We start from the raw sequence: 23,779 nt of genomic DNA on the forward strand, positions 1-23,779 counted from the left end.
GGGAACCGAAACCAGCCAGCTTTGCCTCATTCCCGCATCCAGCATCACACTGGTGGAGCGGTGAACCTGTAAGCCGGAATTACCCGGCGGGAGCATGATCGCCTCCTAGAGCCAACCCTATCTCAAGACACATTAAACCTATCAGGCGCCTCGGCGCCCGTAGGCCCGGCCCCTCCGCGTACGGCGGCCGCTGCCCTTTTGCATCGCGGATCATGGGCGAAGCCCATGGCGTCTGTCAACCCTGAAACCATCACGCGCACCGCTCCAGCATATCAAACGGCACCTTGAATGCGCCGGTCGGCGTGTCGAACTCCGCATAGCCCTTGCCGGTCGCCACGATCTGGCCGGACACGCTCGACAGCGCGCCGAGTCCCATGGCCAGCTCACCGGGATAAAGCACCTCGCAGAACGGGGCTTCCTCTTCTTCACGGTCCCGGCCTTTGAACAGAGGTGATTGACTGGCGCGCATGACTTGCGCCACGTCCACACCGCGCAGGCGGATCGGGTTCCCGGCGGGATCCGCCAGATAGCCCGTCAGGAAGCTCACAGGCGCGAGCACATGCCAGGGCAAGCCGCCCCAGAACTCAGGCACCCCAATGAACAGATACCGCGGATAGGCGCTGACCTCGATCTCACGATAGGCGCGCTCACCGTGGCGATGGCGGGGCTTCTTGATCGTGCGGGTGCTGCGCGGGGTGAAGGCCATTGCCCCCGGCATGATCTCTGAAATCACCTTCTCCGCATGGATCTCACGCTGCGGCTTCGTGACCAGGGCGAACCAGATCAGCGAATGCGCCAGATCGGTTTCTCGCTCAGTGATGGACAGCCGGCGCTTGGGCTGACGCAGGCGGGCGGCGGCCCGCTGTTGGCCTCGGTTCTTACCCATGCTGATCGGCCTCCAAAGCGGTGGCGGCGTCAACCCAGCCATTAAGCAGCCTGCTTACATCGCTGTATGGTATGCCAAGCAAAGGGCAGCGCGGCGGCAACTTCCGAAACTCCACCGGCTTTCCCGCATCAAAGGCTCGGCGAATGCCCTCCTGCATGCCCTCTGAAACGCCCAGGTCGTGATAAACCACCACCAGGTCAGCACAGGCGATCCACGCATGGCCGGCGTCAATCCCCAGCGCGCGTTCGTCCGCCTTGTCGTCGTCCAGAATGCCGGGCTGGGTGTACAGCAGGTGCGAGGCAATCGGGGCCTCACCGCGCTTCAGGCTGCCTTTCAGGCAAGCGCGCGCATAGGCCACGCTTGCATCCACATCGCCCGCATAAGGGCTTTCAATGATCACGCGCTTCATTGATCGCCCTCCGAGGTTTTTCGTTTTGCCGTGCAATTTATGCATTTCTTATGCAGTTCGCGCTCATCGCGGGCGATGTCGCCAAAAGCCTCTGTGAGCAGCCGGCGCATGGCTGACGCCCCAGCGCGGAAGGCCACGGCCTCTTCTTCGTTCAACTGGAGCGGCGCCTGGGGCTCTCGCAGGTTCGCTAGGCGCTCCAACCGGCTTCGATAATTCTCAGCCAGCATTTTCAACGCTTCATTCTCGATGCTCATTGTGGCGCGCTCCATGTCTTGATCTTTCCGGGCTGGGTGGCCTTCAACTCACCACCGCCAGCAAGCGCCCTACCCCATCCCAGACGCCAGGCGCGGTAAGCGGCGTGCTTGTCGGTGTCTGACAGCCCAGCGCGGGTGACTTCAGCGGTGAAGGCGGTGAAGCTCTCGAAATCCCGGCCTGCGTGGGCTTGGGTGAATTGCTCGAAGGTCACGCCGCGTCCCTCCCCAGCGCCTTGTCGATCGCTTCCACAAGCTCGATGCGCTCCGCGATCCAGTCGGCGCAATTCACCGCCCAGCTATTGCCCAGCGCCTTGTAGCGGGGTCCGTCAGGGCAAAGCTCCGCAGGCTTGCCGCGATACGGGATGCGGGTGTGATTGTCGGGGAAGCCCATAAGACGCTCGCACTCGATGGGCGTGAGGCGGCGGACGGCCATTTCTCTCGCAATCGCGGCATGACCGCCCGCGTTCGTATGGCTGTTCAAATGCCCCATGGAGCGCAAGGGCGGGTGCGAGCCGTCCGTGACAGTCTGAACTTCTGTGCCCTTGCAGTCGAAAGCGACAGGCAAAATGGGGGCGCCATCGCCATCGCCATCGCTGGATGGTCCTTTGCTGTCGCGCGCTTTCAAGGCGGGGGAGACAGCGGGGATGCCTGAGACGGCGGTCAGACCGCCGTCTAGGTCGAAGTCTGTTCCGAGACCACCGCCCGCAGAGCTGCGGCTAGGGATGGTGGGAGCGACTTTCCCCGTTTCTCGGCGCGGCGCAGGATCCCCGCGCAGGCTTTGGGCGTCAAATAATACCGCTGCGGCACTGCGCCAGTCTCCAAGATATCCGACAACGAACACACGACGCCGGCGCTGGGGGACAGCGAAGGGGAAGCGGCGTGTTCGGGTGTGCTGAGCGTCCAGGACTCGATAGGCCCACCCATACCCGAGCTGGCCCAGCGCCCCGAGGAAGGTTCCAAAATCCCGTCCTTCGTTACTGGACAGCACGCCGGGGACATTCTCCCAAGCGACCCAGCGGGGGCGATAGCGTTTAGCGATGGCAAGATAGGTGAGCATGAGGTTGCCGCGTGGGTCAGCCAGTCCCTTTCGCAATCCCGCGACCGAGAAGGACTGACAAGGGGTTCCTCCAGCAAGAACGTCGATTGCATGATCCGGCCACTCCTGAAATTGGGTCATGTCGCCATGGTTCGGCACATCGGGATGATGATGCGCCAGCACGGCGGATGGAAATTTCTCGATCTCCGAGAAGAACGCAGGCGACCAGCCCAGCGGACGCCATGCTTGTGACGCCGCCTCGATGCCTGAACACACAGAACCGAACCGCATCACGCCGCATCCCCCTCACGCTTGGCGAAGCCGAACTCAGCCAACACGCTCTGCGAGGCCTGACAGCCAGCCCGGCCCGGCATAGGTCCAGGGGCGTGCCATTCGCCATGGCGGTCGAAATACCCCACCACCCGGCGCCATTGGGCGTCATCCCAGCGCGCGGCGTCTGTTGGGGTGGGGTCGGTCGCATCGTCCGGGGCGTACTGGTCCACCAGCGCTGGACTCGCTAGCCAGTTCACCAGTGATTTCGGCTTAGTGTCCTGCTTGCGGATCGCGGCGGCATAGTTCCGCGCCGCTCCGATCAACCTTGCGGGCGACCCCAGACGCATCACATGACGACCTAACGCAAGCGGCAGATCAGCCCGTGCATAGCTCACACGCCCCGCTTCAGGGTACGCTGCCCAGAACTGGTCGCAATCGGTCTGGGTCAATTCGACCCGCGCGCCCGTTACAGGTTCCCTTACGGGTTCCCTTACAAGGTTAGTGTCCGAATTTCGGACATGGTTTTGGGCTTTTTTCGGACACGGCTCATCGTCATTTTCGGACACGGCTCCATGTCTGATTTTCGGACACGGCTCATCATGATCTGGTGTCAAGTCCATCTCAAAGGCGAAGATGTAGCGTGTGCTCTCGACGCGCTTCGTCTTCGGATTGATGCGCTGCTTTCGCTTGATCAGGCCCGCCTCTTCAAGCGTGTCGAGCTGGTCATTCAGGGATGATCGCGACATCTCGCAGTCTTCAGCCAAACGGATCTGGGACGGAAAGCATCCATGGTCAGGATGATGTCTGTCCGCCAAATGCCACAGGACAACTTTCGCGGCAGGCCGAATGCCTTTCTGCTGAACGGCCCATGACGTTGCGTAATGACTCACAGCCGGCCCTCCTGATCTGAAAATTTCGTGGTGTCAGCGTCAAAGGCGACCTTCACCGATCCGATGGGGCCATGACGCTGTTTGCCAATGATGATGTCCGCCTGGTGGCGGCACTCCGCCATGGCGGATTCCCAATCAGCATGTTCAGGCGTGCCGAACTTGGGCTCCATGCGATCCAGGTAGTAAGCCTCGCGGTAGCAGAACATGACGACATCGGCGTCCTGCTCGATGGAGCCGGATTCCCGCAGGTCTGAGAGCTGGGGCTTCTTGTCTTCGCGCTGCTCCACCTGACGGCTCAGCTGGGACAGGGCGATCACCGGGACGTTCAATTCTTTGGCCAGCGCCTTGAGCGCCTGAGTGATGGCGGACACCTCTTGCACGCGCTGACCGGCATACCCGGAACAGGTCACAAGCTGAAGGTAATCCACGATCACGAAGTCCAGACCGTGCATCCGCTTGTGGCGACGGGCGCGGGCGCACAGGGCGTGGATCGCCAAGCCGCCCGTGTCATCAATCGCCAGCGGAACACTTTCGATCATCCGGGCCGCTTCGTGCATGGCCTGAAGCTGGCGCATGTCGAGCTTGCCCTGGCGCTGGTCATGCGTGCCGATGCCGGTCACTTCGCCCAGAATACGTCCGGCGAGCTGCTCCTTGCCCATCTCCAGGCTGAAGAACAGGCCACGCCCGCCCGACTTCACCCTTTCTTCGCCGTTCTCGTCTGTCTCGGCTTCAAAGCGGCGGGCAAGGTGAAACCCGATATTCGTGGCCAGCGCGGTTTTGCCCATGCTGGGGCGTCCAGCCAGGATGATCAGGTCAGACGCGCACAGACCGCCCAATTTCGCGTCCAGAGCGCGCAAACCGGTGGACAGGCCCGCCAACCCCCGGCCCGACTTCACAGACGCTTCCACGCGCTCCAGTTGGGCGCGAACGCTATCCATGAAGCTCACCGGGCCTTTGCGCTCGGCGGGCGTGTTTTCAGCCAGGGCGAAAATCGCGCCTTCATGGGCTTCCAGCACGTCATCGGCGCTCTGGTCGTCTTCAGGGCGGCGGGCGGACACGATCAGCGCTTCACCCGCTGCGATCATCGCGCGGCGCTTGGCCAGATCATGCACCAGACGGCCATATTCACGCGCAGACGGGCCATAGGGCGCATCGCGCATCAGATCGGCCAGATAGACCGCTCCGCCCACCTGAGCCATGGCCGGGTCTGTGGTGAACTTGTCCTTGAGCATCACCGCATCCGCCAGGGCGCCCGTGCCGATCACACGCGCACATTCGGCATAGATGCGGCCATGCAGCGGGTCGTAAAAGTCTTCAGCTGTCAGGAAGGGGCAGACCGCCCAATATATCTCATTCTCCATCAGCAGCGCGCCGAGAATGGCCTGTTCCGCCTCGATATTGTGCGGCGGGGCATAGCTGTCCTCATCCACGGGCGGGGCCGGGGTGTAATCCTGATCCAGCATCACGCACCCACCTTCATGAACGCGCGGCGCCCTTCAGCACTCATCAGGTCCAGCACGCGATGTGCGGCCTCGCCAGCTGGGCGCAAGGCCAGATCGTCAGGATTCAGGCGCACGCCTAGCTCTTGCTGCACCATGTTCACTGCTGCATCCACAGCGGTTCCAGCGGCGATCAACTTCTCGGCACGCGCCTTAGCGCGCCCGATCAAGGCTTCAGCGTGCGGATTCATGAAGGATTGCCGCGGCGGTGTTTCCCCCGGATGCGGGCGCGGCGCAGTCGCTGGCGTAGGTTCCGGGCGCTTGCCGCCTTCATCCTTCAGAACGTGATACCGGGCGATGCAGGCGCGGGGCGAGCGCTTCATTTGGAAGGAAACACCCCGGAAGGTCAGCCCGGACTCGCGCAGTTCAACCAGCGTCTTGTCTTCTTGTGCGCTCCAGCGATCATGATGTGCTGCACTCATGCCTCGATCTCCCCAATGTCATGACGGTACGCGGCGATAACCGCGCGCACGGCGCCTTGTGGAAGCTGTGTGGTGGTGATGACGTGGATGGCGGCAGCGCCGTGATCCATGCTCTCGCGGGCGGCCTGATAGGCGTCCAGCACGCGGGTTTGCTCGGTGGGGGTCAGGTCAGACATGCGCGCCCTCTTCAGTCCGCTTGACGGCGTGGCGCAAAGCCGCGTGGACGCCTTCACGGTTTCGGACGCGCACGATCCACTTGCGGCCTGGACTCGCCTTGCGCTCACGCTCTTGGGCTTGGTGCGGGGTGATGGGCTGGGTCATGCGGCGTCCCTTCCGATGAATTGAGCAGGGCCGGACGCGCTGGCGTCGAACAGATACCAGGCGCAATTGTCCTTGCCGGTGTGCGTGCTGTCGGGAATCCACTTCACCCGGCCAACGCTCACGATCTTGCGGCAGAGCGGCAGATACGGGACGGCTTGGCGGGTGTGCATCCAGTGCGCGTCGAAGAGCAGCCATGTGGGCGCTTGGGCAGACAGGTTGGTGATGATCGGGTGCAGCACGTCACGCGACCAGGGCGGGTTCGTGATGAAACAGACTTCGCCCGCCACGGTGGTTGAATACAGGTGCGTGCGCGCATCGCGCTCAACGTCCGAACCGCCAGCGCAGAAATGGCCGTGCTTGGCCAAATGGCGCACAAGGTCGCCGCCTCCCACGCAGGGCTCGATAAATTGCGTAACGGGCTCAAGATGCGGCAACAGCGGCAGCACCGCCGCTTCCGGCGTGGGGTAGAAATCGCGCTCACGGCGCTCAAAGCTGGATCGCTTACCCATCACACCCCCTCCCGCCGCACGGTCTTTCCGCCGAGCGGTGTCTTGAAGGGGCCATTGCGCCCGTTCTGAAAGCCGCCGCTCTGGATGCCTTTGTGCTTACCTGCGGCCTTGGCCTTCTCGCGCCGGGCGTATTGGCCGATGCGTCCGCCCTGGCGATCTGCTTTCGTGACCGTGGCGGCGTCTCCGCGCGTCTTGGCTTTGTGGCATTTGCGACAGAGCAGCTGCACATTCCCGGCGGAGTTATCCCCGCCCAGCGCTTGCGGCTTGATGTGGTCATACTCCTTGCCGACGCGATCACAGCCCTCTTGCTGGCATTGACCGTCAGAGCGGGCGAACACTTCGATTTTGACCCGGTTCGGAATGGCGGTTCGGTCGGGAATCCATTCGGGGCGGCGGCTCATGACGATACCTCGCGCAAATGGGAAAGGGTGCCGGGCTGACCTTCATTGGCGGCATGTATTCCAGACGGCATGGCAGTGCCGGTCTGGGGAGCGGGACCGCTTTGACGCCCTGGGGCGCATGAAGGCCGGGGTTCTGAGGAACCGCACTGTCCGCCCGGCGTGGATCCAGCGCAGCCTACCCGCTCCGCTGTCTGTGTGTTGGTGTTGAGGCTCATGACGTGGCCTCGATGTTACGGATGGCGTCATAGGCCATAAGGACGCGGCGGACGTACGGCGCATGGGCGCGCCATCCCGGGACGTTGGCCCTGACCATAACGCCCGCGTCTGGATGCCAGTGTTTCTGGCTGTTCACCTCGTTAGGATCGCCCCCAGCTTCAGTGACAATGCGGCGGCAGACTTGCTCAACACGTCCCATCCCCGCCCCCTATTCCGCAGCCAGAGAGTGCGGACCCTCTGTCAGCAAGGCTTGTTCGGTGCGGTCGAGCTGCTCCTTGGCGCTGCGGATGCAGGCGAGCAGCATGCGGCGTTCGCTCTCATCCACCCGGCCATCCGCCTTGGCGTCCAGAACCATCGCCGGAAGCGCCCCGGCATGACGGCTCGCCTCTGCGGCGCTTTCGATCATGCCCAGCGGTGAGACAGGGGGCGGGCCGACCAGATTGGTCATCGCATCCGAATAGCTCGACACCCCCAGCGCGCATTGCAGCGTCGTCATATGCCAAGCGCTCATCGTGCCGTTGCCGTTCAACCAGCGCGACACTGCGGACGTATCCGCAAGGCCAAGCATTTCGGCGGTCGGCTGGGCGCCGCCTGCGGCGTTCACGATCTGGCGCGTTTGCGCCCGGTGAAAGGTCGGGGTCATGCAAACACTCCCAAGGTTTTTGCGTTCCGCTCGCCCCGGCCTTGCGCCATGGTCTGGGCATAGGCATGGAGACCGCGATGAAGGACTTGACCGACGCCATGCAGCTCAGACGCGAAAGCATCCGGCTGATCAGGCCGGCCGTGGATCTGGAAATCAGGGCGCGCGCAAAAGAGAACGCCGCGCAGATCAAGCGCGCCAGACGCGGCGGAGGCGTGAAGCCGCCCGCGCTGATCAGCGAGGCTCAGTCTTGAGGGGCGTTGGCCATATGGGCGCGGACCTCGGCGCGAAGCCGTTCCATCGCCACATAGCCCCACAGGGCCAAGACGGCGCACACGCCCGCCCAGCCCAGCGCCAGGGCGAAACCGGTCTGAGCGCTGATCGGCAAGGCGATCCCGGCGCGCTCCCCTGCAAAGCCGCACAGGGTCAACAGCACATTGGCGACAGCGCTGAGAAGCGTGATCACCTGAAACGGACGGCCGGGCCGCAACAGGCGCCCCATCCAGGCCGACAAAACACCCGCCTGTTTGAGCTTCACCGACAAGGCATACACCCCGTCCGTGTACAGCCAGAACAGATACGCCAGAGCCACACAGCACAGCGCCGCCGCGAACAGGGGCGCGCCAGCCCCCGTCCCGGTCACCAGCCCCGCGCCCGGCAGGGCCGCAATAGCGCCCAGACCGGCCAGAATGCGCTGACCCTCGGCCTGCTTGAATTCGGCATCTGTCATGTCCGTCATGATGGAAGGACTCCTTGCGGGGGGGAAGGGGGAAGGGTGAGCGGGTCATGCGGCCTCGCTTTTGCGGGGCTTGGTCGGCTTCGGCTTTGTGGTCGCCGCGATCTTGGCCAGCACATCAGTCGTAACGCCCTTGATCGAGCGACGATCCGCCGCCTTCACCAGAGAAAGCCAGTAACGGCCGGGAATAGAATCCGCCGCCTTCCAGCCGCGTGCGCGCCGCTCAGGCACGCCAGCGTCTTCAGCGAACTCCACGAGGGTCGGCCACTTGGCCATGATGTCGGTGAATGTCTTCATGGCGACACAATAGAAAAGCTGTCGCTCAACGTCAACAGGATTTCTGTTGCGCTGATGTGTATCGGAGGCGATATGGAAACGCAGGCCGAACGACTGAAGGCCGCCCGTGAATGGGCAGGCTTTGAAACCGCCTCTGACGCCGCCCGGCGCTATGGGTGGAAGGAAGTCACCTACCGATCACATGAGAATGGCCAGAGCGGCATTAGAGCACCTAGGGCTGAAGAATACGCCGACGCCTTCAAGGTGTCCGCCGGGTGGCTCTTGACGGGCGAAGGCGCGCCGCCTTGGGCGGAAGGTGTCAAGCATAATCGAGATCACGGTAAAGCATTGATTGAGGTGAATTCCTCCGGCTCAATACCTGTAATAGGCGAAATCGCCGCAGGGGTTTGGCAAGAGGCAATTGAAATGCTCGACACAGGCGAATCCATACCATTCATCCCGCACCCGCGCTTTCCAAAGAGCGCCCAGCGCGCCTTGCGTGTGCGCGGCGATAGCTGCGACCTGATCGCTCAAGACGGGGCTTATGTGAACACAGTTCCGCTCGAAATGGCCTTGCCGGCCGATGGGCTGGATGGGCTGTTGAGGGAATTTGAGGCCAAGGGCCGCGACCTGATCGTGGTGGCAGAGCGCATTCGGGGCGGGTTGGTCGAAGCGACACTGAAGGCCCTGGTGCGCGATGGCGCAGGCTATGCCCTTGAGGCCAGATCCACGAACAAGCGATGGACCGGCAAGATCACCCTCACTGACGACATGCTCAGGGATGGTGAAGAAACCCGCATTGCCCGCGTCATGATTGGCAAATACGAGGTGATACTCTAGGCGCCGCGCGCGTGGCGGGATAGCGTTTACCCGCAAAGGGGGAATTGACATGAAACGCACTGCCATGATCGCCGGGGCCGTGATGCTCCTTACAGCCTGCGCTGCGCAGCCGCACACCATCCGACCAACCTATGTAAACCCGGCGTTATACGCCAATCTCTCATGCGAACAGCTTGATGAGGAGATTGAGCGCGTGCGGTTTGAAGCGGTCGTGCTGGCCAGACGCCAGGGCAATAGCGCAAATTCAGACACTGCGCTGATGACGGCGGGCGCGCTGATTTTCTGGCCTGCTCTGATCGGCCTTGCCGGAACGCGGGACTATGCCGATGAGATCGCCGATCTGCGCGGCCACGAAGACGCCATGATCATCGCAAAAGAGCGCGCACGGTGCGACCTGCCCGCACGCGGCGAGCCTGTGATTTAACACTCTCGCGCCAACCCCAAAACACCGGCATCATAAAAAATATCGCACATCGATAGTTTTTCTGTTGACCTGATGCGATAGCTTTTCTATCGTCTCCCTATCGAACAAGGGAGCACGACATGACGCAGACCACCCCCGCATATGTGAAAGCAGGCTACCGGACGCAGACCGATTACGCGCTCGACAACCTGCTGGATGGTCGCCCTCGCCCGGCTCCTGTGTTCGTCCAGAAAACCCCGGAGCAGCGGGCGCGCAGCTATCTCGATCAGTGGAAGTCAAACCCCGCCATGCAGGCCCGGTTCGGCGCTGAACACGCTGAGCGTATGCGTGAGAGCGATCCGGCATTCGCCGCCGCTCTGACTGCCGAGATCAAGCGCCGCGCCTCTGACAAAGAAGGAGCCGCAGCACGATGAGCATCCAAGACGTTCACGACATGCAGGCCAAGCTCGACAAGCTCGAAGCGCGCGCCCTGCACCACACCGGCGCGGAGCATGTCTCAGCCTCCCTGACCCTTGTCGGGACCACGCGCCAAGACATTCGCCGCCACCTTCGCAGCTTTGACGCAGCGTTTGATTGCCGGGTTTCGTTTGGCGCCGTCACGACCCCGCACGGCAAGCTCTATCCGGCTGATATTCATGTCGGCGCGGACTGCCCGCTTGAAGCGATTGAACAGGCGTTCGCTGAACTGAAGGCGCGCGCTGAGGCAACCGAAGGCGAGGCCGCGTGATGCGCCAGTATCTCCTTGACCTCGCCAGTGACGCGCTCAGCGCCTGCGCTGTCTTTGGCTTCATGGCCGTTGTCGTGATCGGCGCGGCCTGCCTGATCGGCTGACCCCCTTTCCGCTGACGCCCTGCAGGGGCTTCAGCCCCACTGCGACCGGGGACAGCTCAACGCTCCCCCAGCCTGTAGCTATCCCCGGTCGCTAGCCCCTTATTGGAGGCGTAAAATGAAGACTGCAGCCTACATCGTCGGAGGTATTGCCGCACTTGCGGTCCTCTATGTCGCCCTGTTTGGGCTCTCCTTTCTCAACATTCGTGTTGGCGGAATCTTGCGAGCCGAACAGGTCCGCGTGGAGCGCGAGGTTTACGAAGAAAGCCTCTCCTTCAATCGCGGAGTATCCAGCAACTTTGAGCGCCAGCGTGTGGCCCTTGAGACTGCGCGCAATGAAGGCTCACGCTCTGCTGTCTGCGCTTCGATTGTGCGCCAGTTCGCGCCGGACGTGGAGCGCCTTTCCCCAGATCAACAAGCCTACTACCGCCGCCTTCAGGCGTCCGGTTGCCGCTAAGGAGAATACCATGAAAGCGATTATTTTCACTGCCGCCGCTGCACTGGCGCTTGTTGCCTGCAGCGATGTTGAGGCCACCCAGTCCGCCGACGCGCAGCGGCGCGCTCAAACCGAGCAAATGATGCGCGAGGCGACGCGCCAGGTTCCGCCTCCCGCGATTGCAAACTGGCAAGAGCTGCGCTGGCAGACATTCCTCTATGAGCTGCGCGATCAGGAGATTGCGACCTACTCGTACTATCAGAACTGGCAAGGCGAGCTGTTCCTGATCTGTGAAAGCGTCGGCTACGGAATGCCCGCCAGCGTTCAGATTACCAATCCTGAGCGCATCTGGATGGAAGGGCAGGACACGACTGGGTTTTCGGGATCGCACAGGGATGTTGGTGGGACAATACCGCAGCCAGAACCCAACGGCCTGTTTATGCCCGAAGGGCTGCAGGCAACCTACGTGCTCTGCAGCGACGGTGAAGGCGGCATTCGCCCTGTCTATTGGGAGCCTGAGCTGATCGTCTCGCCCTTCCCTCTCCGCCACATCAGCGACGTTCGAGAGATCGAATAACCCCCTTCAAGCCGACGTCCTGCGCCTCCCCGGTTGCGCGTCGGTCAACTGGCCGAGCGGGTTATCCCCTTCGCCCGCTCGGCCCCCTTCTTTCGGAGACTGGATATGTCGAAACCTTACTGGTCGCTGCGGCTGGGCATTGTGGCGGTAATTCTGGTGATCGTGCTCTTTGGCGTTGCCGCTTGGCTGGCGCCGCTGGCGAGTGGGGAAATCCCGTCCACGCCGCGCGTCCGCAGCTTGGCCATAGCATACAGCCTTCTCTCCTGTTTTTTTATTATGGCCGCGTTTTTCTTGCCCGTTCTGGGCGGATTTATTGACGATAAAAAGGGGTGCTCATGAGCCGCCCCCTGTTCCATCGCCGCCCGTCCTTCCTCACCCTCACCGCATGGGAATACATCCTCTTTGCGCTGATCTGCGCAGCGGCGGGCGTGGTGCTGTACTTCACCAAAGATTTAGGAGCCTGATATGTCCGCTGAACCTAAAACCGAGATCGCCACGCGCGAGCAGTACGAAGCGCCGGCCCCTGCCAATGGCGGCGCGCTCACGCCTATGGACATGCTCTCACGCGCTGTTGATAGCGGCGCCAATATCGACGTCATGGAAAAGCTGCTCGCGCTTCAGGAGCGTTGGGAAGCGAACCAGGGCAAGAAGGCGTTTGATAATGCTATCTCTGAGGCCAAGGCCAAACTGCCGACGATCCTGAAAGACCAGCAGGTCGCTTATGGCGAAGGCAACAAGCGCACCGAGTACAAGCACGAGACCCTTGCCGGTATCGCCAAGGCGGTTGACCCGATCCTTGCAGAGCATGGCCTGTCCTATCGCTTCCGCTCGTCTCAAGGCGAAGGCGGGATCATCACCGTGGCGTGCATCATCTCGCACCGGGGCGGATACAGCGAGGAAACCTCACTCTCCGCCGGGCGCGATGAGAGCGGCGGCAAGAACAACATTCAGGCCGTGGGCTCCACGACGACCTATCTCCAGCGGTACACGCTGAAGCTGGCGCTTGGCCTTGCCGCTGCGGCGGATGACGACGCGCGCACCGCTGACGCGCCGGACCCGATCACCGCCGATCAACTCGCCAACCTTCGCCGCGAAATCGAAGCGGCAGACGCTGACGAAGCCGCATTCTGCAAATGGCTGGGGGTGGACACGCTCGCAGACCTGCCGGAGCCCCGGTTCTGGGATGCAGTCAAGGCTCTGAACGTCAAGAAAGCCGCCAAGGCCAAGGCGGAAGGCGGTGACGCATGAGCGTGCAGATCCACGACATGGACCAAGGCACACCGGAATGGTTCGCCATCCGCGCCGGACGCCCGACCGCTTCGGAGTTCTCAACCATCATGGCCAGCGGGCGTGGCGGTGCGCCTAGCAAGACACGCCGCACGCTGATGCTGAAGCTCGCAGGGGAAATCCTCACGGGCGAGCCCGCCGAGTCCTATTCAAACGCCGCCATGGAGCGCGGTCATGAAATGGAAGCGGAAGCGCGCAACCTCTACGCCTTCATGGCGGACGTTGAGCCGGTGCAGGTGGGCTTTGTGACCAATAAACGGCCCGGCTGCTCTCCTGACGCTCTGGTAGGCGAGCGCGGCGGCTTGGAGATCAAGACCCGCGCGCCTCACCTGATGATTGATACGCTGCTCAAGGGCGAAATGCCGCCCGAACACATGGCCCAGGTTCAGGGCTGCATGTGGGTCTGTGAACGCGAGTGGTGGGACTTCGCCGCCTATTATCGCGGCCTACCCCTGTTCACCAAGCGTATCGAGCGAGACGAAGCCTACATCGCCCGCATGGCGTCCGCCGTCGCTGAGTTCACTGAAGAGCTTGACGAAGTGGTGGCCAGCATCCGCGCCCGCATGGGCGAGAGCGAGGCCGCATGAGCCGGGCGGGCGTCATCCTGACCAGTAAGCGCGAGCGCGAGAAAGCCGCTTCATGGTGCATGGGCGCGCCCGCTGGAACGTATGTCGAGTTCCGCGAAAGCAAGCGCTCGTCAGATCAGAACGCCCGGATGTGGGCGATGCTCACCGAAGTCGCGCGTCAGGTCGAGTGGCATGGCGTCCGGCTCACCGCCGACGACTGGAAACTGATCTTCATGGACGCGCTGAACCAAGAAATGCGCCTTGTCCCGAACATCAACGGGACCGGTTTCATCAACCTGGGCCGCTCCAGTTCTCGCCTGAGCAAGTCTGAAATGAGCGACCTGATCGAACTGATTTTCAAATTCGGCGCTGAACGCGGCGTTGAGTTTGCCGACGACAAGAAGGACGCCGCCTGATGACCCCTGACCTCTGCGACCACACCGGCGCCCTGCGCCTCAAATCCCGGATCGAAGCCTATTGGAAAGAGCGCGGCCATGACGTGTCCGTGTCTCTGGAGGCGGCGGGCTTCACGCCCGCGCTGCGCGGCGCGCGCACTGACGTGCGGTCCAACATGGTCAACGGCTTGCCCCTCGCTGCGGCGCTGAACGGCGTGGACCGGGCCGCACTATCAGACATGAAGGACTGAAGATGAGTGAGACAGTGAAGTGCGACGTGTGCGGAAGCACTGGAAAGCCCCTACTCCCGCAGATGGGGGTGCGGCCATTGGTTTGGGAAACAACAAGCAGTAAGGATGGCCCATTTGACTTCGATGGCGAGTTTGCAGTGACCGGCGTTGGTCGGATCTACGCCATTCAGCCAGATGAAGGGTCGTTTCTTGTTGGCCGCTTGGGCGACGACCCCATTTGGGAAAAGCAATCACTCACAGAAGCGCGTGCGGTTGCCGAAGAAGACTGGCGGTTGCTCGTGACATCCTCTGCCATTGTATCGGTTGAACCGGATCAAGCTGACTTCGCCCAACACATCACCTCTGCCCTTGTACAGCCTTCCGCCCTCGACCGGTACGCCGCAGAGCGCACAGAGATTGTGCGCCAAGAAAGCGCCGAGCGCATGGGCGTACAGCGGGAAGGGTCAGAGGAACTCGGCCAAATCGTCAACCCTGACAGGGTGAACGGGGCCGAAAACCCCTCAGAGGAACTCACCCCTGTACAGCCTTCAGGGGTGGTGAGTGATGATCTGCGCGTTTTGATCCGAAGCGAAATACAGCGCGCATGGACATGCGGGTGGAACGAAAGCCGCGGCGGCGGAGAGCCAAAACGTACAAACCACCTGATTGCCTGCCAAGACATTGCAGAAGGGCGCATCACCGCCGCTCTCGCCTCCCTTGTCAGTGAGGGGGAGGGGCATTGGGAGGTTGGGCCTCCGCCCTCACCAGAGGAAGCGGCGCGGTGTCGTCAAAAAGCACTGGAGTTAGACAAGCGCGCAGCGCGGCGGCTGGTTCAAGGAGATGTGGAGCGTGAGACCATCGAAGCGCTGGCGACCATGTTTGAGCGCGGCGTACTGACCGAAGAGAACAGCATTCAGGGCGATGTACCAAGTGTGATCCGCGCTCAGGACAGTGCTTCTCTGGCAATGCTCCGCTCTCTCAATAATGGAGAAGGGTGATGGGTGTGCAGTTCGGAGTGCTATTCGCAACGCACCTTTTTCACACGCCAGAGCCGCTAAATTTTAGCCTGACTGTAGCAGCAATGTTTTTGATTGCCGCATCCCTAGTGGGGTTGGTTAAGGCTTTACGAGACGCTTGGCGCGAACTCGAAGCCCACCCCAACAGGAGACAAGACCGATGGGTGATGTGATCCGAGCGATCTGGCGCGGGTGCGGATATGTGCCCGGCTATGGCCACCACCCCGGCACCGGCTTGATCCTCATGTGCAACGCCGGCGCCGCGTTTGTCGGTGTAATCGAAGGTGGCATCGCAGGCGTTTTGATCGGCCTGCTTTTTATGGCGCCAATGACGGGCGTCTATCTATGGGGCGCGCATGAGCGCGGACGCAAGGAGCCCACCCATGACTGATGCAGAACTGGAAGAGCTGGAGCGGTTGCTGTCGAAGGCTACGCCGGGCGTGTGGGAAGACAAAAGCCCAGATGAGGGTGAAAACCTTGCCTTCATCGCCGCTGGTGAAGCGTCCGTTATCGCCGCCTGCGGGTGCTGCGACGGGCCATGGGTCAAAAAGGCTGACCGCGATTTCATAGTGGCCAGCAAGACCGCCATGGGCGCTATGGCCTCCACCATCCGCGCGCTTAAATCAGAGCTGGAGAAGCGGGACCGGGTTGTGGAAGCGGCGCGCTTTGCTCGCACACTGCTCGCAGGTCTAAAAGCATTCAGGGATGACGGCGATTTGCAGGTTATGGGCGACGCGTTGCAGCGCCTTGAAGTCGCCCTCTCAGCGCTAGACCAGGAGGGTACGCCTTGAGCCGGCGCCCCTCTCCCGAATGGATCACCAAGGCTGTGCAGGCCACGCGGGATGCGGGCGTGACGGTCGGGTCTGTTGAAATTACAGATCGGGGCGTGATTGTTCACGCGCCAGGGGCTTACACTCCCCCCGACGCATTCAGGGAGTGGAAGCGTGGACGTAAAACTGCACGGGATTCACACGGTCAGAAGGAAGCTGGCTGACGGCTCTGTCCGCGTTCATCGCTATGCGTGGCGCGGCGGGCCGAAGCTGGACGGTGAGCCGGGATCTGTCGAGTTCCTGCGCTCCTATAATCAGGCGCAAGCCAGCAAGACCGCGCCAGACGCCTATGTCATCCCCGGAACCCTTGGCGATGCGATCAAGCGTTACAAGCGGTCGGGTGACTTCTCCAAGCTCTCAGAACGGACCCAGCGCGAATACAGCCGCTACCTGTCCCTGATCGAGCTGGAATTCTCAGACGCGCCATTGTCCGCCTTCAACGATCCGCAGATGCGGGGCGAGGTGAAGGAGTGGCGCGACGACATGCGCAACCGGCCGCGCACAGCGGATTACGCCGTGGCGGTCTTCAAGCGGCTTCTGTCATGGCTCATGGACAATGGCGAGCTGGTGCTGAACGTGGCCGCGCGCATGGGGCGGCTGCACCGGGCAAGCCGGGCGGACATCATCTGGACCGAAGACGATCACGCAAAGATGGCGGGGGTTCAAACGCCTCTGGGGCAACGCATGGCCTGGGCGATGCGCTTTGCCTGCCTCACTGGGCTGAGACGCAGCAGCCTTGTGGCCATCCCTTATAGCGCCGATCAGGGCGGGTATTTCGACTGGATCAGCAATAAGACGCACAGGCGGGTGATCATCCCCATCCTGCCGCAATTGCGGGCGTTGATCGATGAAATGCCGGAAACCACGGGCGCGATCCTGCGCGGCGCCAGGGGCGAGCCCATGACGCCGGACGGATTCAGCTCGAACTTTGACGCGATCACGACACTGGCGGGTGTGGACAAACACATCCACGACGCGCGCGGAACATTCGCCACAGCCCTTGCGCTCGCAGGGACCGACGATCGGGAGATAGCGGGGATTATCGGCTGGTCACCTGAGAAGGTGGCGGAGATTCGGCGGGTCTATGTAGACGCGAATTCTCTTGCGCTTCGCACGGCAGAGCGCTTTACTGCTGTAAACGGTGCTGCAAACGGCCAATCACAAAACAAGGCTAAGTGATTGGTGAGCCGACAGGGGTTCGAACCCTGGACCTACTGATTAAAAGTCAGTTGCTCTACCAGCTGAGCTATCGGCTCTCCGTCTCGAGAGGCGCGGAACCTATAACCGGCGCCCCATAGGGTCAACCCGGCTATATGCGGGAAACCCCCTCTTTTACAGTTACACGATCATGATAGGACATAAGCATGAAGAACACCCTGTCCAAAATGCTGATCGTTGGCGCAATCGCGCTCATCCTGACCGCGTGCTCCAGCCTGCCCGACCTGCCCAAAACGCCCCTGGGGCGTACGGAATCGGTCGCGTCTGACACGGTGGGCCTGCCGCGGGCGCGTCCCGGCCAGATCGTGATTGATGATGGCGATGAAACCGTACCCACCCCCTATGGCGGTTCCGGCGCGGCGGTCAGCTGCCCGGCCCTCGCCCGCGACATTGCGCGCCTCACCTCATTGCTGGGTCCAGATATCGAGGCGCCCCGCCCCGAGTCCCACACAGACTCAGGCGAGCAAGAAGAAGGGATGCTGGACCGCTCGCGAGATTTCGCCTCTTCCATCGCAGAGGATGCGCCAGATCTCGCCGCCGATACGGCGCGCGACACCATTGTGGGGCTGAACCCGACGCGTCCCGTCGTGCGGTTTTTGGGCCGGGCGGGTGAGATTGAAGCCGCCGCCGCGCAAGAGCGTGAGCTGGCGCTCAAGCGCCGCGCCTGGCTGCGCGGCGGATTTGATGCGCTCCAGTGTGACCGGGCGACCTTGATTGAGGCGATGAGCGCCTATGGCTTACTCAGCGAAACAGCCGCGGAGCCCGAGAGCTAGATCGCCTCAGGCCCTTCATCCATGCGGGCATGGAACTGGGCGCGGAAGGCTTCAAACTCGCCTGCGGCGATGGCGGCGCGCATGCGGGCGGTGAGGTTTTCGAAATAGGCGATGTTATGCCAGGACAACAGCATCGAGCCCAGATACTCGCCCGCCCGAATGAGGTGATGCAGATAGGCGCGCGAATAATCCCGGCTGGCCGGGCAATCGAGCGTCTCGTCCATGGGACGCGTATCCTCGGCGAAGCGGGCGTTCTTGACGTTCACCGGCCCCCAATCCGTCCACGCCTGACCATGACGGCCCGAGCGGGTCGGCAGCACGCAGTCAAACATGTCCACGCCGCGTGCGACGGCTTCCACGAGATCAATCGGCTTGCCCACGCCCATCAGATAGCGCGGGCGCTCATGAGGCAGATGCGGCGTGGTGACGTCGAGCACCTGGCACATCATCTCAAAGCCTTCGCCCACGGCGAGGCCGCCAATGGCGTAACCGTCAAAGCCGATCTCGATCAGGACTTCCGCGCTTTCGCGACGCAAATCCTCATAGGTGCTGCCCTGAACAATGCCGAACAGCGCCTGGCCGGAGCGCTCGCCAAACGCCTGTTTCGAGCGCAGCCCCCAGCGCCGGGAAAGCTGCATGGAGCTCGCCGCCGCGTCTTTCTCACACGGATAGGGCGTGCACTCATCAAGCTGCATGGAGATGTCGGCGCCCAGGAGGTCGGCCTGGATCTCGATGGAGCGTTCGGGCGTCAGCATGTGCTTTGAGCCGTCGAGATGGCTTTTGAACGCCACCCCCTCTTCGGTCATCTCGCGCAGATCGGACAGGGACCAGACCTGGAAGCCGCCCGAATCGGTCAGGATCGGGCCATCCCAGCGCATGAAATGATGCAGCCCCCCCAAACGTTTGACCCGCTCGGCGCCAGGCCGCAGCATCAGGTGATAGGTATTTCCCAGTATGATATCCGCGCCAGCTTGCTTAACCTGTTCAGGATATAGCGCCTTCACCGTCGCCGCCGTGCCGACAGGCATGAAAGCCGGCGTGCGAATATCCCCGCGCGGGGTTTTCAGAACCCCGGTGCGGGCGGCGCCGTCAGTGGCGTGAAGATCAAAATCAAAGCTGGGCATCAGAACCTGGCGATACTGCGGGAGAGAGTTGAGTGAGTTGGAAAGACGAAATCGCCCATTTGCGCAAGCGTCAGGCGCTGGCTCATAACATGGGTGGGGCGGAAAAGCTCGCCCGCCAAAAGGCGGCAGGCCGTCTCAACGTACGGGAAAGACTGGATCTTTTGCTCGACCCAGGGAGTTTTCGGGAAATCGGCTCGCTCACCGGCAAAGCGCGCACAAATGCAGAGGGCGGGTTTGAGGGCTTCTCCCCGGCCAATTGCATCTTCGGTCGCGGCACGGTGCGCGGACGCGCGGTGGCCGTGGTCGCTGATGATTTCACTGTGCGCGGCGGCGCGGCGGACGCCGCCATAGTCGAAAAACAGATCGAGGCCGAGAAAATGGCGGGCGAGCTGGGCCTGCCCCTGATCCGGTTGATCGAGGGCACGGGCGGCGGCGGCTCGGTCAAATCCATTCTCGACATGGGCGCCAGCTATGTGCCGTTTAATCCCGCCTGGGATCAGGTGGTCGCCAATCTTGAACGGGTGCCGGTGGTGTCGCTCGCGCTTGGTCCCGTGGCGGGTCTTGGCGCAGCGCGGGCCGTGTCGTCGCATTATTGCGTCATGGTCAAAGGCCAGTCGCAAATGTTCATCGCAGGCCCTCCCGTGGTGGCGGGCGTGGGCGAACATGTCAGCAAGGAAGAGCTGGGCGGATCCGACCTGCAGCTTGCCGCGGGCGCCGCAGACGACGCCTATGCCAGCGAGGCGGACGCCATGGAGGCGGCGCGCTGGTTCCTCTCCTATCTGCCTGACATGGCGGGCGACGCCGCCGACCGCACGCCGCCCTCAGATGATCCCGCGCGCATTGATGAGAGCCTTCGCGAAATCGTGCCGCGCGACAAACGCTTCGGCTATGACATGCGCGCGATCCTCAACACCACGCTTGATCAGGGCAGCGTGTTCGAGATGGGCCGTCATTTCGGCAGTTCGGTGATCACCGCCCTCGCCCGGCTCGACGGCTGGCCGGTCGCCGTGCTCGCCAGCAATCCCAATGTCTATGGCGGCGGGTGGACCGCCGAGGCCGCACAGAAAATCATCCGCTTTGTCGATCTGGCCGAAACCTTCCGCCTGCCGGTGGTGCATTTCGTGGATGTGCCGGGCTTTGTTATCGGCACCCGGGCCGAGCGCGCCGGCACGATCCGGCATGGCGCCCGCGCCCTGTCGGCGATCTATCAGGCCAGCGTGCCCTGGTGCACCATGCTGATCCGCAAAGCCTATGGCGTGGCGGGCGCGGCGATGATGGACCATACCCGCTTTCGCTATCGCTATGCCTGGCCGTCAGGAGACTGGGGCTCGCTGCCGCTGGAGGGCGGGGTGGAGGCCGCGTTTAAATCCGTGCTGGCGACCGCCGAAGACCCCGAAGCGCTCAAGGAAGAGCTGCGCACCCGGATGCGTGATCTGTCCGACCCGTTCAAAACCGCCGAACGCTTCTGGATCGAGGAGATCATCGACCCGGCGGACACCCGACCCTTGCTGACAGAATTTGCGAACCTGACCGCCAAATTGCGCACGCGCGACAAGCCGGGGACGCGTTATCGGCCATAGAGCTGCTCACTGGCGCTTACACAAACTATCGATTGGACCGTGATCACGCACCGGGCGCAGGATGGGCTCAACACAAAGGAGCCCGCCATGATGAAAGATGAGTACGAGTATCTGTGCCTGATGGTGCTGGAGAACGAAGACACCGTGAAAGCGGACCCCGATCTCGCCTGCGGCTGCGCGATGTATCTGGCCCGGCAAGGCTATGATCAGGTGGATGACGGCGCGGTGTGCGGAACGGCGGATTAGCCCTTGCGCCACAACAGGCTGGAATCCCCGTAAGAGAAAAAACGATACTCGTTTCTGATCGCATGGGCGTAGGCGGCCTGCATCTCGTCAAAACCCGCCAGCGCGCTGACCAGCATGAACAGCGTGGATTTGGGCAGGTGGAAATTGGTCATCAGCGCGTCGATCACCTTGAACCGGTAGCCCGGCGTGATGAAGATTGACGTGTCGCGCGCTTCGGCGCGGACCGTGCCGTCTTCGTCCGCCGCGCTTTCCAGCGTGCGAATCGAGGTGGTGCCCACGGCGATGATGCGACCGCCCGCCTTGCGGGTCTGGTTGATCAAATCCGCCGTCTGTTCGCTGATCTCGTAATATTCCGCATGCATCTGGTGCTCGGACAAATCATCGGTTTTGACCGGCAGGAACGTCCCCGCCCCTACGTGCAGCGTCACATGAGTGCGCTTGATCCCGCGCGCGTCGAGCGCCGCAAACAGGCGATCGGTGAAGTGCAATCCTGCTGTGGGCGCCGCGACCGAGCCCGCTTTATCCGGGGCGGCGTAGACCGTCTGGTAATCCTCAAGATCGGCGGCGTCTGCAGCGCGCTTTGAGGCGATATAGGGCGGCAGCGGCGGGGCGCCGGCTTCCACAATCGCCCTGTCGAGGTCAACGCCGGACCGGTCAAAGGTCAGAACGACTTCGCCCCCCTCACGCTTTTCAGTCACCTGAGCGGTCAACCCGCCCTTGAACTGCAGCGTATCATCTTCTTTCAGGCGTTTGGCGGGACGCACAAAGGCGCGCCAGACGGCTTCGTCATCGCGCTTGTGCAGGTTGATCTCGATCTCCACATCACCCCCGCCGCCATGAGCGCGGGCCGGGCGCACGCCGGTCAGCGCCGCCGGAATGACGCGGGTGTCGTTGAAGACCAGAAGATCACCGGGTTCGAGCAGGTCTGGAAGGTCAAGAACACCCAGATCCGACACACCGCCATCCTTCACCTGCAACAGGCGCGCACTGTCACGCGGCCGCGCCGGGCGCAGGGCGATCCGGTCTTCTGGCAGGTGAAAATCAAAATCGGTCAGTCGCAATTGAGTCATAACATTCCTTCAAGCTGGCGGTGATATACGCATAGCAACGCTCGCCCGCCAGACACCCGGACAGATTTCCCGCATGCTTCAACCGCCCCCCCTATTGACTGCGGTCTTTCGCCTTTCCGCATACGCGGCGTGTCTGGGCGCCTGTATCTGCCTGGCGCTGACCTATGGAGTGTTGATGTCCGGCAGTTATTTTCCCAAAGCTGATGTCTTCAACATGATCTGGCCCGTTCCTGCAGCAGCCGGCGCCCTGGCGGGAACGGCTCTGTTTACCCTGCGCCCCAAAGGACTGACGCTGCTGCGCCGCATCGGCTTCATGGCCAGTGCATTGCTGATCGTTCTGGCTTTTCCCTACGCCCAGCTTCGCCCGCATCCAGACACTCTGCCGCCGCGCAGTGAAACCGGAGACGCCCTGCGACTCGTCACATTCAATCTGTGGAACCTCAATCGCGACCCGGACGCGGCCATCACCTTCCTGCGCGAGGGCGATTTTGATCTGGTCTTCCTGCAGGAAACTGGCGGCGCGCTGCAATATGTCCCTGCCAGCCTTCAAGATGCCTATCCCCATCAGGTGCGCTGTCCCTGGGGGGCGACCCTGATCTCTCGCCTGCCGGTGCTGGATCAGGGGTGTGATGAATACCGAACCGTGCCCATCGCCTTCATGCAGATCGACTTCCAGGGCGCCCCCTTGCGGCTGACCAGCACCCATTTCGCGCGACCGACACGCCCGGATCTCTACCAGTATCATCGCGAACGCCTGTCCGCGCTGATCGCGGCGCAAACTGAGCACTCCCAGATCCTGGCCGGAGATTTCAACACCGCCGAAAAAGGCTTTTCGATGCGAGCGCTGACACACGCGCTGGCGCCGCTCAGACGCGTCACCCACGGCTTGCGCACCTGGCCGTCCAAACGTCTGATCCCTCTGCCCATGCTGGGGATTGATCATATCTGGATCAGTGACGGGCTCTGCGCCTCCCAAACCGGCGCTGCGCCTGACGCAGGGTCTGATCACCGTCCTGTCTTCACCCTGGTGGAGCGGTGCGAGGCTTGAGCGACCGCTGCAACGAAAAACGGGCGGCTCTGAGAGCCGCCCGTTTCACACATCATCGCAGAAGTCAGGTCTAGCGTACGGACGCCTTGACGATCTTGCCCGGCTCGGCGGGCGGCTCGCCCTTGGGCAGCGCGTCCACATGTTCCATGCCGGAGATCACTTCACCCCAGACGGTGTACTGGTTGTCGAGATATGGCACGGCGTCCAGGCAGATGAAGAACTGGCTGTCGGCGGAGTTGGGATCCATCGCGCGCGCCATGGACATGGTGCCGCGCACATGCGGCTCGGCACTAAACTCAGCCTCGATATTCTGGCCCGAGCCGCCCATGCCATTGCCGTTCGGGCAACCGCCCTGCGCGACAAAGCCATCGATCACACGGTGAAAGGTCAGACCGTCATAAAAGCCATCAGCGGCCAGCTCAGAGATCCGGGCGACATGCTTGGGCGCCAGATCGGGGCGCAGGCGAATGACGACATCGCCGCCTTCCAGGGTGAACACGAGTTCTTGCTTGGCGTCGGACAC

39 protein-coding genes and 1 tRNA gene are annotated in these 23,779 nt (G+C 62.4%); 21 read left to right on the top strand and 19 right to left on the bottom strand.

Going from position 1 to position 23,779, the window contains the following annotated elements; all coding sequences use genetic code 11:
* Window positions 1-250 precede the first annotated feature (250 nt).
* From ACQ66J_RS01500 to ACQ66J_RS01560, 13 genes are all read right to left on the bottom strand, one after another.
* Window positions 251-886 (bottom strand): hypothetical protein, encoded by a 636-nt coding sequence (locus ACQ66J_RS01500; RefSeq protein WP_430430208.1) that lies wholly within the window; start codon window positions 884-886, stop codon window positions 251-253.
* Window positions 879-1,295: a hypothetical protein gene (locus ACQ66J_RS01505; RefSeq protein WP_430430209.1), complete on the bottom strand. Its 417-nt coding sequence runs from the start codon at window positions 1,293-1,295 to the stop codon at window positions 879-881. The genes ACQ66J_RS01500 and ACQ66J_RS01505 overlap by 8 nt, the downstream gene beginning before the upstream one ends.
* A complete protein-coding gene (locus tag ACQ66J_RS01510) occupies window positions 1,292-1,549 on the bottom strand; it encodes a hypothetical protein (RefSeq protein WP_430430210.1) in 258 nt (85 codons plus the stop codon). The genes ACQ66J_RS01505 and ACQ66J_RS01510 overlap by 4 nt, the downstream gene beginning before the upstream one ends.
* The gene (locus ACQ66J_RS01515) at window positions 1,546-1,761 is read right to left on the bottom strand and encodes a hypothetical protein (protein WP_430430211.1); all 216 of its coding nucleotides are present in this window, start codon (window positions 1,759-1,761) and stop codon (window positions 1,546-1,548) included. Before ACQ66J_RS01515 ends, ACQ66J_RS01510 begins: the two co-directional genes overlap by 4 nt.
* Window positions 1,758-2,876: a DNA cytosine methyltransferase gene (locus ACQ66J_RS01520; RefSeq protein WP_430430212.1), complete on the bottom strand. Its 1,119-nt coding sequence runs from the start codon at window positions 2,874-2,876 to the stop codon at window positions 1,758-1,760. The genes ACQ66J_RS01515 and ACQ66J_RS01520 overlap by 4 nt, the downstream gene beginning before the upstream one ends.
* Window positions 2,876-3,748, bottom strand: coding sequence for a helix-turn-helix domain-containing protein (locus ACQ66J_RS01525; protein WP_430430213.1), 873 nt, complete (start codon window positions 3,746-3,748; stop codon window positions 2,876-2,878). Before ACQ66J_RS01525 ends, ACQ66J_RS01520 begins: the two co-directional genes overlap by 1 nt.
* Entirely contained in the window at window positions 3,745-5,211 is a 1,467-nt protein-coding gene (locus ACQ66J_RS01530) for a replicative DNA helicase (protein ID WP_430430214.1), read from the bottom strand. The genes ACQ66J_RS01525 and ACQ66J_RS01530 overlap by 4 nt, the downstream gene beginning before the upstream one ends.
* Entirely contained in the window at window positions 5,211-5,669 is a 459-nt protein-coding gene (locus ACQ66J_RS01535) for a hypothetical protein (protein WP_430430215.1), read from the bottom strand. Before ACQ66J_RS01535 ends, ACQ66J_RS01530 begins: the two co-directional genes overlap by 1 nt.
* Window positions 5,666-5,845: a hypothetical protein gene (locus ACQ66J_RS01540; RefSeq protein WP_430430216.1), complete on the bottom strand. Its 180-nt coding sequence runs from the start codon at window positions 5,843-5,845 to the stop codon at window positions 5,666-5,668. The genes ACQ66J_RS01535 and ACQ66J_RS01540 overlap by 4 nt, the downstream gene beginning before the upstream one ends.
* A complete protein-coding gene (locus ACQ66J_RS01545) occupies window positions 5,838-5,990 on the bottom strand; it encodes a hypothetical protein (protein WP_430430217.1) in 153 nt (50 codons plus the stop codon). The genes ACQ66J_RS01540 and ACQ66J_RS01545 overlap by 8 nt, the downstream gene beginning before the upstream one ends.
* Window positions 5,987-6,499 (bottom strand): hypothetical protein, encoded by a 513-nt coding sequence (locus tag ACQ66J_RS01550; protein ID WP_430430218.1) that lies wholly within the window; start codon window positions 6,497-6,499, stop codon window positions 5,987-5,989. The genes ACQ66J_RS01545 and ACQ66J_RS01550 overlap by 4 nt, the downstream gene beginning before the upstream one ends.
* On the bottom strand, window positions 6,499-6,900 hold the full coding sequence (locus tag ACQ66J_RS01555) for an HNH endonuclease (RefSeq protein WP_430430219.1): 402 nt from the start codon (window positions 6,898-6,900) through the stop codon (window positions 6,499-6,501). The genes ACQ66J_RS01550 and ACQ66J_RS01555 overlap by 1 nt, the downstream gene beginning before the upstream one ends.
* Before the next feature lie 424 nt (window positions 6,901-7,324).
* Entirely contained in the window at window positions 7,325-7,759 is a 435-nt protein-coding gene (locus ACQ66J_RS01560) for a DUF533 domain-containing protein (RefSeq protein WP_430430220.1), read from the bottom strand.
* A 77-nt stretch (window positions 7,760-7,836) separates the two neighbouring features.
* Between ACQ66J_RS01560 and ACQ66J_RS01565 the strand changes: the two genes are divergently transcribed.
* The gene (locus ACQ66J_RS01565) at window positions 7,837-8,010 is read left to right on the top strand and encodes a hypothetical protein (protein WP_430430221.1); all 174 of its coding nucleotides are present in this window, start codon (window positions 7,837-7,839) and stop codon (window positions 8,008-8,010) included.
* Here ACQ66J_RS01565 and ACQ66J_RS01570 read toward each other — a convergent pair.
* Together ACQ66J_RS01570 and ACQ66J_RS01575 are read right to left on the bottom strand one after the other, a co-directional pair.
* Window positions 8,001-8,495 (bottom strand): hypothetical protein, encoded by a 495-nt coding sequence (locus ACQ66J_RS01570; protein ID WP_430430222.1) that lies wholly within the window; start codon window positions 8,493-8,495, stop codon window positions 8,001-8,003. The genes ACQ66J_RS01565 and ACQ66J_RS01570 overlap by 10 nt on opposite strands.
* A 45-nt stretch (window positions 8,496-8,540) precedes the next feature.
* The gene (locus tag ACQ66J_RS01575) at window positions 8,541-8,768 is read right to left on the bottom strand and encodes a hypothetical protein (protein ID WP_430430223.1); all 228 of its coding nucleotides are present in this window, start codon (window positions 8,766-8,768) and stop codon (window positions 8,541-8,543) included.
* Between the two features lie 93 nt (window positions 8,769-8,861).
* Between ACQ66J_RS01575 and ACQ66J_RS01580 the strand changes: the two genes are divergently transcribed.
* The 16 genes from ACQ66J_RS01580 (at window position 8,862) to ACQ66J_RS01655 (ending at window position 17,376) form a co-directional block, all read left to right on the top strand.
* Complete coding sequence (locus ACQ66J_RS01580) at window positions 8,862-9,608, top strand: LexA family transcriptional regulator (RefSeq protein WP_430430224.1); 747 nt, start codon at window positions 8,862-8,864, stop codon at window positions 9,606-9,608.
* Window positions 9,609-9,657: 49 nt separating this feature from the next.
* On the top strand, window positions 9,658-10,032 hold the full coding sequence (locus ACQ66J_RS01585) for a hypothetical protein (RefSeq protein ID WP_430430225.1): 375 nt from the start codon (window positions 9,658-9,660) through the stop codon (window positions 10,030-10,032).
* Between the two features lie 119 nt (window positions 10,033-10,151).
* Entirely contained in the window at window positions 10,152-10,445 is a 294-nt protein-coding gene (locus ACQ66J_RS01590; protein ID WP_430430226.1) for a hypothetical protein, read from the top strand.
* Window positions 10,442-10,759, top strand: a complete 318-nt coding sequence (locus tag ACQ66J_RS01595; protein ID WP_430430227.1) for a hypothetical protein — start codon at window positions 10,442-10,444, stop codon at window positions 10,757-10,759. The genes ACQ66J_RS01590 and ACQ66J_RS01595 overlap by 4 nt, the downstream gene beginning before the upstream one ends.
* Window positions 10,760-10,978: 219 nt before the next feature.
* Complete coding sequence (locus ACQ66J_RS01600; RefSeq protein WP_430430228.1) at window positions 10,979-11,317, top strand: hypothetical protein; 339 nt, start codon at window positions 10,979-10,981, stop codon at window positions 11,315-11,317.
* 10 nt (window positions 11,318-11,327) lie between these two features.
* On the top strand, window positions 11,328-11,873 hold the full coding sequence (locus ACQ66J_RS01605; protein ID WP_430430229.1) for a hypothetical protein: 546 nt from the start codon (window positions 11,328-11,330) through the stop codon (window positions 11,871-11,873).
* A gap of 105 nt (window positions 11,874-11,978) precedes the next feature.
* Window positions 11,979-12,212 (top strand): hypothetical protein, encoded by a 234-nt coding sequence (locus ACQ66J_RS01610; RefSeq protein ID WP_430430230.1) that lies wholly within the window; start codon window positions 11,979-11,981, stop codon window positions 12,210-12,212.
* On the top strand, window positions 12,209-12,337 hold the full coding sequence (locus ACQ66J_RS01615) for a hypothetical protein (protein WP_430430231.1): 129 nt from the start codon (window positions 12,209-12,211) through the stop codon (window positions 12,335-12,337). The genes ACQ66J_RS01610 and ACQ66J_RS01615 overlap by 4 nt, the downstream gene beginning before the upstream one ends.
* Window position 12,338: 1 nt before the next feature.
* Window positions 12,339-13,121 (top strand): ERF family protein, encoded by a 783-nt coding sequence (locus tag ACQ66J_RS01620; protein WP_430430232.1) that lies wholly within the window; start codon window positions 12,339-12,341, stop codon window positions 13,119-13,121.
* Window positions 13,118-13,747, top strand: a complete 630-nt coding sequence (locus ACQ66J_RS01625) for a lambda exonuclease family protein (protein WP_430430233.1) — start codon at window positions 13,118-13,120, stop codon at window positions 13,745-13,747. Before ACQ66J_RS01620 ends, ACQ66J_RS01625 begins: the two co-directional genes overlap by 4 nt.
* Window positions 13,744-14,142: a recombination protein NinB gene (locus ACQ66J_RS01630; protein WP_430430234.1), complete on the top strand. Its 399-nt coding sequence runs from the start codon at window positions 13,744-13,746 to the stop codon at window positions 14,140-14,142. Before ACQ66J_RS01625 ends, ACQ66J_RS01630 begins: the two co-directional genes overlap by 4 nt.
* Complete coding sequence (locus tag ACQ66J_RS01635; RefSeq protein WP_430430235.1) at window positions 14,142-14,372, top strand: phosphoglycolate phosphatase; 231 nt, start codon at window positions 14,142-14,144, stop codon at window positions 14,370-14,372. Before ACQ66J_RS01630 ends, ACQ66J_RS01635 begins: the two co-directional genes overlap by 1 nt.
* Window positions 14,373-14,374: 2 nt before the next feature.
* Window positions 14,375-15,349, top strand: coding sequence for a hypothetical protein (locus tag ACQ66J_RS01640; protein ID WP_430430236.1), 975 nt, complete (start codon window positions 14,375-14,377; stop codon window positions 15,347-15,349).
* 178 nt (window positions 15,350-15,527) lie between these two features.
* Window positions 15,528-15,758 carry a hypothetical protein gene (locus ACQ66J_RS01645; RefSeq protein ID WP_430430237.1) on the top strand — a complete coding sequence of 77 codons (231 nt, stop codon included), beginning with the start codon at window positions 15,528-15,530 and terminating at the stop codon, window positions 15,756-15,758.
* Complete coding sequence (locus tag ACQ66J_RS01650) at window positions 15,751-16,158, top strand: hypothetical protein (RefSeq protein WP_430430238.1); 408 nt, start codon at window positions 15,751-15,753, stop codon at window positions 16,156-16,158. The genes ACQ66J_RS01645 and ACQ66J_RS01650 overlap by 8 nt, the downstream gene beginning before the upstream one ends.
* 153 nt (window positions 16,159-16,311) lie before the next feature.
* On the top strand, window positions 16,312-17,376 hold the full coding sequence (locus ACQ66J_RS01655; protein WP_430430239.1) for a tyrosine-type recombinase/integrase: 1,065 nt from the start codon (window positions 16,312-16,314) through the stop codon (window positions 17,374-17,376).
* Between the two features lies 1 nt (window position 17,377).
* On the opposite strand, the gene ACQ66J_RS01660 is transcribed toward ACQ66J_RS01655, so the two are convergent.
* Window positions 17,378-17,453, bottom strand: a tRNA-Lys gene (locus ACQ66J_RS01660).
* A 108-nt stretch (window positions 17,454-17,561) separates the two neighbouring features.
* On the opposite strand from ACQ66J_RS01660, the gene ACQ66J_RS01665 reads away from it, so the two are divergent.
* Window positions 17,562-18,188 carry a hypothetical protein gene (locus ACQ66J_RS01665; protein ID WP_430430240.1) on the top strand — a complete coding sequence of 209 codons (627 nt, stop codon included), beginning with the start codon at window positions 17,562-17,564 and terminating at the stop codon, window positions 18,186-18,188.
* Here ACQ66J_RS01665 and tgt read toward each other — a convergent pair.
* Window positions 18,185-19,312 carry a tRNA guanosine(34) transglycosylase Tgt gene (gene tgt / locus ACQ66J_RS01670; RefSeq protein ID WP_430430241.1) on the bottom strand — a complete coding sequence of 376 codons (1,128 nt, stop codon included), beginning with the start codon at window positions 19,310-19,312 and terminating at the stop codon, window positions 18,185-18,187. The genes ACQ66J_RS01665 and tgt overlap by 4 nt on opposite strands.
* Window positions 19,313-19,344: 32 nt before the next feature.
* On the opposite strand from tgt, the gene ACQ66J_RS01675 reads away from it, so the two are divergent.
* A complete protein-coding gene (locus tag ACQ66J_RS01675; protein WP_430430242.1) occupies window positions 19,345-20,892 on the top strand; it encodes an acyl-CoA carboxylase subunit beta in 1,548 nt (515 codons plus the stop codon).
* An 87-nt stretch (window positions 20,893-20,979) separates the two neighbouring features.
* A complete protein-coding gene (locus tag ACQ66J_RS01680) occupies window positions 20,980-21,138 on the top strand; it encodes a hypothetical protein (RefSeq protein WP_375548797.1) in 159 nt (52 codons plus the stop codon).
* Here the strand turns inward: ACQ66J_RS01680 and queA are convergent.
* Window positions 21,135-22,199 (bottom strand): tRNA preQ1(34) S-adenosylmethionine ribosyltransferase-isomerase QueA, encoded by a 1,065-nt coding sequence (gene queA / locus ACQ66J_RS01685; protein WP_430432214.1) that lies wholly within the window; start codon window positions 22,197-22,199, stop codon window positions 21,135-21,137. The genes ACQ66J_RS01680 and queA overlap by 4 nt on opposite strands.
* 184 nt (window positions 22,200-22,383) lie before the next feature.
* Between queA and ACQ66J_RS01690 the strand changes: the two genes are divergently transcribed.
* Window positions 22,384-23,256, top strand: a complete 873-nt coding sequence (locus ACQ66J_RS01690) for an endonuclease/exonuclease/phosphatase family protein (protein WP_430430243.1) — start codon at window positions 22,384-22,386, stop codon at window positions 23,254-23,256.
* A gap of 70 nt (window positions 23,257-23,326) precedes the next feature.
* On the opposite strand, the gene ACQ66J_RS01695 is transcribed toward ACQ66J_RS01690, so the two are convergent.
* A complete protein-coding gene (locus ACQ66J_RS01695; protein ID WP_375548795.1) occupies window positions 23,327-23,779 on the bottom strand; it encodes a peptidylprolyl isomerase in 453 nt (150 codons plus the stop codon).

The sequence above is a fragment of the Oceanicaulis sp. genome, from assembly GCF_965284345.1.
GTDB classification, from domain to species: domain Bacteria; phylum Pseudomonadota; class Alphaproteobacteria; order Caulobacterales; family Maricaulaceae; genus Oceanicaulis; species Oceanicaulis alexandrii_A.

Coding starts and splice junctions, on each gene's coding strand:
- ACQ66J_RS01680 (WP_375548797.1), top strand. CDS start 20,980: ATGATGAAAGATGAGTACGAGTATCTGTGCCTGATGGTGCTGGAGAAC.
- ACQ66J_RS01690 (WP_430430243.1), top strand. CDS start 22,384: ATGTCCGGCAGTTATTTTCCCAAAGCTGATGTCTTCAACATGATCTGG.
- ACQ66J_RS01610 (WP_430430230.1), top strand. CDS start 11,979: ATGTCGAAACCTTACTGGTCGCTGCGGCTGGGCATTGTGGCGGTAATT.
- ACQ66J_RS01665 (WP_430430240.1), top strand. CDS start 17,562: ATGAAGAACACCCTGTCCAAAATGCTGATCGTTGGCGCAATCGCGCTC.
- ACQ66J_RS01615 (WP_430430231.1), top strand. CDS start 12,209: ATGAGCCGCCCCCTGTTCCATCGCCGCCCGTCCTTCCTCACCCTCACC.
- ACQ66J_RS01520 (WP_430430212.1), bottom strand. CDS start 2,876: ATGCGGTTCGGTTCTGTGTGTTCAGGCATCGAGGCGGCGTCACAAGCA.
- ACQ66J_RS01650 (WP_430430238.1), top strand. CDS start 15,751: ATGACTGATGCAGAACTGGAAGAGCTGGAGCGGTTGCTGTCGAAGGCT.
- ACQ66J_RS01640 (WP_430430236.1), top strand. CDS start 14,375: ATGAGTGAGACAGTGAAGTGCGACGTGTGCGGAAGCACTGGAAAGCCC.
- ACQ66J_RS01500 (WP_430430208.1), bottom strand. CDS start 886: ATGGGTAAGAACCGAGGCCAACAGCGGGCCGCCGCCCGCCTGCGTCAG.
- ACQ66J_RS01545 (WP_430430217.1), bottom strand. CDS start 5,990: ATGACCCAGCCCATCACCCCGCACCAAGCCCAAGAGCGTGAGCGCAAG.
- ACQ66J_RS01635 (WP_430430235.1), top strand. CDS start 14,142: ATGACCCCTGACCTCTGCGACCACACCGGCGCCCTGCGCCTCAAATCC.
- ACQ66J_RS01595 (WP_430430227.1), top strand. CDS start 10,442: ATGAGCATCCAAGACGTTCACGACATGCAGGCCAAGCTCGACAAGCTC.
- ACQ66J_RS01585 (WP_430430225.1), top strand. CDS start 9,658: ATGAAACGCACTGCCATGATCGCCGGGGCCGTGATGCTCCTTACAGCC.
- ACQ66J_RS01570 (WP_430430222.1), bottom strand. CDS start 8,495: ATGACGGACATGACAGATGCCGAATTCAAGCAGGCCGAGGGTCAGCGC.
- ACQ66J_RS01625 (WP_430430233.1), top strand. CDS start 13,118: ATGAGCGTGCAGATCCACGACATGGACCAAGGCACACCGGAATGGTTC.
- ACQ66J_RS01555 (WP_430430219.1), bottom strand. CDS start 6,900: ATGAGCCGCCGCCCCGAATGGATTCCCGACCGAACCGCCATTCCGAAC.
- ACQ66J_RS01600 (WP_430430228.1), top strand. CDS start 10,979: ATGAAGACTGCAGCCTACATCGTCGGAGGTATTGCCGCACTTGCGGTC.
- ACQ66J_RS01590 (WP_430430226.1), top strand. CDS start 10,152: ATGACGCAGACCACCCCCGCATATGTGAAAGCAGGCTACCGGACGCAG.
- ACQ66J_RS01575 (WP_430430223.1), bottom strand. CDS start 8,768: ATGGCCAAGTGGCCGACCCTCGTGGAGTTCGCTGAAGACGCTGGCGTG.
- ACQ66J_RS01620 (WP_430430232.1), top strand. CDS start 12,339: ATGTCCGCTGAACCTAAAACCGAGATCGCCACGCGCGAGCAGTACGAA.
- ACQ66J_RS01645 (WP_430430237.1), top strand. CDS start 15,528: ATGGGTGATGTGATCCGAGCGATCTGGCGCGGGTGCGGATATGTGCCC.
- ACQ66J_RS01510 (WP_430430210.1), bottom strand. CDS start 1,549: ATGAGCATCGAGAATGAAGCGTTGAAAATGCTGGCTGAGAATTATCGA.
- ACQ66J_RS01540 (WP_430430216.1), bottom strand. CDS start 5,845: ATGTCTGACCTGACCCCCACCGAGCAAACCCGCGTGCTGGACGCCTAT.
- ACQ66J_RS01565 (WP_430430221.1), top strand. CDS start 7,837: ATGAAGGACTTGACCGACGCCATGCAGCTCAGACGCGAAAGCATCCGG.
- ACQ66J_RS01505 (WP_430430209.1), bottom strand. CDS start 1,295: ATGAAGCGCGTGATCATTGAAAGCCCTTATGCGGGCGATGTGGATGCA.
- ACQ66J_RS01535 (WP_430430215.1), bottom strand. CDS start 5,669: ATGAGTGCAGCACATCATGATCGCTGGAGCGCACAAGAAGACAAGACG.
- ACQ66J_RS01605 (WP_430430229.1), top strand. CDS start 11,328: ATGAAAGCGATTATTTTCACTGCCGCCGCTGCACTGGCGCTTGTTGCC.
- ACQ66J_RS01530 (WP_430430214.1), bottom strand. CDS start 5,211: ATGCTGGATCAGGATTACACCCCGGCCCCGCCCGTGGATGAGGACAGC.
- ACQ66J_RS01560 (WP_430430220.1), bottom strand. CDS start 7,759: ATGACCCCGACCTTTCACCGGGCGCAAACGCGCCAGATCGTGAACGCC.
- ACQ66J_RS01580 (WP_430430224.1), top strand. CDS start 8,862: ATGGAAACGCAGGCCGAACGACTGAAGGCCGCCCGTGAATGGGCAGGC.
- ACQ66J_RS01630 (WP_430430234.1), top strand. CDS start 13,744: ATGAGCCGGGCGGGCGTCATCCTGACCAGTAAGCGCGAGCGCGAGAAA.
- tgt (WP_430430241.1), bottom strand. CDS start 19,312: ATGCCCAGCTTTGATTTTGATCTTCACGCCACTGACGGCGCCGCCCGC.
- ACQ66J_RS01550 (WP_430430218.1), bottom strand. CDS start 6,499: ATGGGTAAGCGATCCAGCTTTGAGCGCCGTGAGCGCGATTTCTACCCC.